Annotated in this window: 4 protein-coding genes; 1 reads left to right on the top strand and 3 read right to left on the bottom strand. The window is 67.1% G+C overall.

What is annotated here, in order from left to right; genetic code table 11:
- Positions 1 to 227: 227 nt before the first annotated feature.
- Entirely contained in the window at positions 228 to 1,112 is an 885-nt protein-coding gene (locus MJ797_RS25395) for a hypothetical protein (RefSeq protein ID WP_239342056.1), read from the bottom strand.
- A 276-nt stretch (positions 1,113 to 1,388) separates the two neighbouring features.
- A complete protein-coding gene (locus tag MJ797_RS25390) occupies positions 1,389 to 1,619 on the bottom strand; it encodes a hypothetical protein (protein ID WP_239342054.1) in 231 nt (76 codons plus the stop codon).
- A gap of 154 nt (positions 1,620 to 1,773) precedes the next feature.
- On the opposite strand from MJ797_RS25390, the gene MJ797_RS25385 reads away from it, so the two are divergent.
- Entirely contained in the window at positions 1,774 to 4,455 is a 2,682-nt protein-coding gene (locus MJ797_RS25385; protein ID WP_239342052.1) for a LuxR family transcriptional regulator, read from the top strand.
- Positions 4,456 to 4,733: 278 nt separating this feature from the next.
- Here the strand turns inward: MJ797_RS25385 and MJ797_RS25380 are convergent.
- A partial coding sequence (locus tag MJ797_RS25380) for a hypothetical protein (protein ID WP_239342050.1) occupies positions 4,734 to 4,942 on the bottom strand: 209 nt, incomplete at its 5' end.

Below are 4,942 nucleotides of genomic sequence, written 5' to 3'. Positions count from 1 at the left end.
GTGCGACCTTCGCGCAGCCCTGACTCTGTCCCTTACGGATTCAGCCGCTCGGGATCCTCCCTCTCGCTACCGGTCTCCCGGCGGCGGTTTCGCGACACGCGTTCACATGTTCCGTGCGAGAGCCTGGGTGCAGTCGGGTTGGTTCTGCGACAGCGGGGCTGACAGCTGCGCGGCGCCAACGCTCGAACCAGGGAACAAAGGACATATGGTGGAGATACGTGTGACTGCTAGCCCTGATTCCTGACGAACAGTACGTTGGACCCGGTGTCCTTGTAGGTCATCTCCTCTGCTGAGCAGTCGATGTTTTCGGGGTCGAGCTTTGAGAGGCTGGCCTGCTTCGGGCTGCCATGAGAGCCATCCAGTGCGAGCATCACCGAGATCGCGCCACTCACGGACGAGTACCTGAGTGTGCTGCCGCTGATCGAGTAGCGGAACGAGATGTTCCCAGACTCGTAGATCTCGTATAGCCGGTGGTCGTCGCCGTAACCGAGGAGCCTCGCGTCGAACTTGTCGCTGCCCGTACCGTCCGGACGGAGTTCAACCGTGCGGGTGGCTCCGTCGTGGGCCTGGACGGTGACGGTGCCGGTAGCGCTGCGATCCCAGACCGACATGGGATCCTCCTCGTACCAGGAGCCGGCGTCCTCAAGGCTCCACGAGCCAGTCGCGCAGTCCGCAGCCAGCAGCGGAGCACCGCTCTTTGTGTAACGGTCCCCGCCGAGGGTTAGCAGTGAACCGCGAACGGACCATTTCACGGCGTCTCCGCCCTGGCAGTTCGCACTTGTGAAGTGGAATCGCAGCGTGTCGCCGGCAACGGAGACAGTGCCGGAGCATTGGCTGTTGAAGAGGTCGTTGGTGAGAGTATGAATGACCTTGCCGTCAGCGGTGAAGGAGTACTCGTTCGCCGCGCCATGCCCGGTGACGCCGGAGCCGACGATCGCCCAGTCGCCGACCAGGCTCGACGGTATGCTCGCCGACGCATCACTGTCAGTCGTTACTGAGGCGGCCGACCTAGTGGACGGAACATTCGTGCCGGACGGGCCACCAGAATGGCTGATTGTTGATGCCAGCCCGGCCGAGCTGGCGCCGCTATCGCTGTGGACTGGGGACGGCACTGCGGATTTCCCGCACGCAGCAAGGAAAGTGGCGTTGACGACCACCAGTGCTGCAACGCGGAGAACGAAGGATCTGTTCCGACATCGATGGGCCGCCCTCGGTGGAGTCTTCACTCGCTTTCTCCTCTTCTGGTTCGTGCATGCCGTGGTAGGCACGCGCTTTCACGGCGCGTGCTGCGGGGTGACCGTGGAATTCGATTCCCAATCGCCGTGTGCCCGCCGGCCGGATGCTCGACTTGGCTGCTTTGGCTACCTGAGACGCGGCCATGCTGGGCCTCACCAGCTCGACAGCTCGACCGAGACGAGCGGAGCGTCGGGGTCACGGCAACTCGGGCAGACCCCGACGAGCAGCAGCAAGACTCTTTTGACCGTTCCGATGTTCGGAACCTGGCCCACCGCGGCGCGGCCGCAGTCCTGACAGATGTGCCTGCCGCAGTGGGGACAGCCCTTGATCTTGAGCTCGGGCCCGACGGTGCCGCAGGTGTCGCATTGGATCACTGCCGCCATAGCCGCTCCTTCGATCGATGCGTCATTTCGAAGCTACTGTCGGCGATGGTCGGCCGTCCGGTACCTAGGCGCGAACTCCGCAACCTTTGCGTACTGGAGTACGTATTGAAGAACTCTGCGACACTGGTCGGGACGCGGCCGCTAGCATCCGGCCATGACGCTTGCCTGGCCGTTCATCGGGCGCGCGGACCAAGTGCGCGAGATCGTCGCGACGCTGAAGCGCAGCGCAAGCCCGGGGCTGATCGTGGCCGGGACGTCCGGGGTGGGGAAGACCAGGCTGGTGGACGAGGCCGTCTGCGCCTTGCCGCCGCATTTTGTGACCGTCAGGATGCACCCGACGCGGATTCTGCATCGGATGTCGTTCGAGGTCCTCGACGCGATCTACCCAGCCGGGTCGTCACGGCGGGGGCCGCACAACACGCCGAAATGGGAGGCTGAACGGATCCGGCGGTATGCCGAGTCACTGACTGGTGACGGGCGGCTCGTGCTGGTCGTCGACGACTTGCAGTTCCTCGACCCGCAGTCAGCCGCCGCCCTGCACCTGGTCGCGGGCAAACCCCGAATCCACATCCTTGCGACGGTGAACGTCGACGAGCCCGCCGACGACGAGGTCAAGGATCTGTGGCGGGATCGGGTCCTGGTCCGTCACGATCTAGCCCCCTTGGGCGATCCCAATGTCAGGGACCTGCTGCAACGGGTTCTCGGCGGGCCGGTGCACGCCCGTACGGTCTCGGAGCTCCGCTCCATTACCGGTGGGAATCTCGTGTTACTGGAAGCGCTGATCACGGCGGGGAAGGTCGCTGGTACGCTCGGACAGCACGACGGCGTGTGGGTGTGGAGCGGTCAGCCCTTGTTGGGAAACTCGGCGATCGACACGTTGTCGGGCAGGTTCGAGCGTGCCGGAGCCGAAGCCGAAGCCGTCACAGTCTTGGAGTACCTGGCACTGTCGGAGCCGATCGGCGTCACCGTCCTCGTCGCGCTGACCTCGGCCGCCGCAGTCGAAGAGGCGGAGGCCGCGCGACTGATCCGCGTCGAGCGGAACGACCACCGGCTGGAAGCCCGGCTCCAACACCCGCTGTATGCGACCTTCCTCCGGAAGGCCATGCCGGTCACGCGGATGGGCCGGATGTCCCGCGAGCTGGCAGATGCCGTCCAGACCCTCGGTGCTCGACGCCGCGGCGACCTGCTGCGCGTCGCACTTTGGCAGATGGACAGCGACCTGCCCGGCCACGCGGCCACACTCGCCGGTGCGGCACGGCAGGCGTTCGCGCTGTACGACTTCCAGGCCGCGAACCGCCTGGCTCGGGCTGCCCTTGCCGCGGGCGCGGATGCTTCGACCGCAGTCGATATGTCGCTCATCCTCGCCTCCTCCGGGCAGTGGCACAGCGCGATCGAAGTCGCGCGCAGCGCCTTTCGGCAGGCTCGATCGCCGCTGGAACGCGCCGCAGCGGTATACGCGGAGGCATTCGAGCTCGGCGTCGGGCTGGGAAAGCTCGCCGCGGCCGAAGCACGGCTGGACGAGGAGGAGGCGGCCCTGTCGGCCGAGCCTGTGCCACGCGGTGCGGACGGAGAGGAGGTTCAGGCGGCGCTGGATGAGATGGTGTGCGGGCGTACTGCGCTCTGGGGCTTCGCCGGGCGCGTCCACGATGCCCGTGATCTGGCGCTGAGGCATCTGGAACAGCGGGACCGGCAGCTGCTTCCCGGTCCGCGAGCACACCTGCAGACGGTCGCGGCCTGGATGCTCGTCCATGCCGGCTCCCTTACGCAGGGCGTTCAACTGGCCCAGCAGACACTGTCCGAGTGGCAGGGCTGGCGTGACGCGCGACCCAGCCTCGCCCCGTTCCTGGTCATGACGATTGCCGTCGCCGGTGTGGTCGCCGGCCGTCCGGCCGACGCCGACAGCGAACTCGCCGCCTGGTCGGCGTTGGCCCCGTCCGGCGACTGGCCGGTGGCCGAGGGCGTGCTCGGCCTTGTCGAGTGCTGGTCGCTGCGGTTGCAGGGCCGCTACGCGGATGCCCTCGTCGTCGCCCGTGACATGGTGGCGCGTTCGCAGGATGTGCGCGGCTCGGCGCTCGGCGAACTCGCGCACTGCCACAGCCAGTTGGGCAACCATGCGGCGGCCGCGGCAGCCCTCGACGAATCGGAAGGCCTGGCCGAGCAGTCGTGGGGTATCCATGATTACGCCCACCGGTTCGCCGCGATCCGCCTCGTCATCCAAGGCGGGAGGACCGACGACGCAGCCCAGGCAGCCGAGGCCTTTGCACGCTCTGTGGCAGAACGCGGCGCCTATGTCGTCGCCGCGCATGCCTGGCACGAACTGACCCGCTTGAACGTGGTGCTACCGCCCGACGCGATCGAGGTCATCGGCAGAGTCGAGGGACCATTCGCTCAGATCGCCCTCGAACACGCCGCCGCGCTCGCGGCCGCCGACGCCGACAGCCTCCGCGCGGTGTCCGATCGATGGGCGGCCGCCAACTTGTGGCCCTTCGCCGCTGACGCGACCGGCCAGGCCGCAGCCATCCTCGAAGCCACGGGGCGCCCCCAGGACGCCGCCGTCGCCCACGCGCGGGCATCCCTGCTGGCCGAGCACATCGACGGAAGCCCGTCCCCCGCCGTACTCCGGGCACGGACACTCAACCTGACACCGCGAGAGCGCCATGTCGCGACGCTCGCGGCCGGCGGGCTGAGCAATCTGCAGATCGCGGGGCAACTCGAATTGTCCAAGCGTACCGTCGAGAGCCACATGGGCCGGATCTTCACAAAGATCGGCATCAACGATCGCCACAGGCTTCGCGAGATCCTCGGACCAGCACCGAACCGTCCGCTGCCGGAATGAACGCGATCTTCGCAGAGGTAGTCCGGCCCGGCCGACGCCCGGTCCTGCCAGGGAAACCGCAGCGATCCTCTCCACATTGCCGAGATCATCTCGCGGATCGCAACGCCCGCGCTGCGAGCAGGACCATCCCGTCAGGCCGGCGCAGCACGACGCAGACGTTGACGACCGAGGTGTAGCGGGCAGCATGCTGAGACACCGCGTTTCTCCCTTCACGTAGCCACGACGGTAGTGGCACCGTCTAGCCGCAAGGGCGTTCGGATAGCGGGGGCAACGGCCTGTCAAGACTCGGCGGGGGCCGGCGTGTCGTGTTGAAACGGGCAGCGGAGCCCCGGTAGGAGACAGTCGACCAAGACAAGTCCCCTGCTCCGGGAGCTCCGCTGTCCATCGAGTCTGTCACGCGTGTTGTCCGTGTCGCCGGGGGCCGGTTCGCGCCGGGCCACCTCGGTGAGCTCACCCGCCAGATCCCGTTCGAGCTGGTCGACGCGCC

This window comes from Protofrankia sp. CiP3, from assembly GCF_917627345.1.
GTDB lineage: Bacteria > Actinomycetota > Actinomycetes > Frankiales > Frankiaceae > Protofrankia.
Note: the sequence above shows the minus strand (reverse complement) of the source record. Positions and strands in the feature narration are given on the sequence as shown.

What these genes read in the sequence shown, in the direction of transcription:
- MJ797_RS25390 (WP_239342054.1), bottom strand. Translation starts at nt 1,619, where the DNA reads ATGGCGGCAGTGATCCAATGCGACACCTGCGGCACCGTCGGGCCCGAG.
- MJ797_RS25385 (WP_239342052.1), top strand. Translation starts at nt 1,774, where the DNA reads ATGACGCTTGCCTGGCCGTTCATCGGGCGCGCGGACCAAGTGCGCGAG.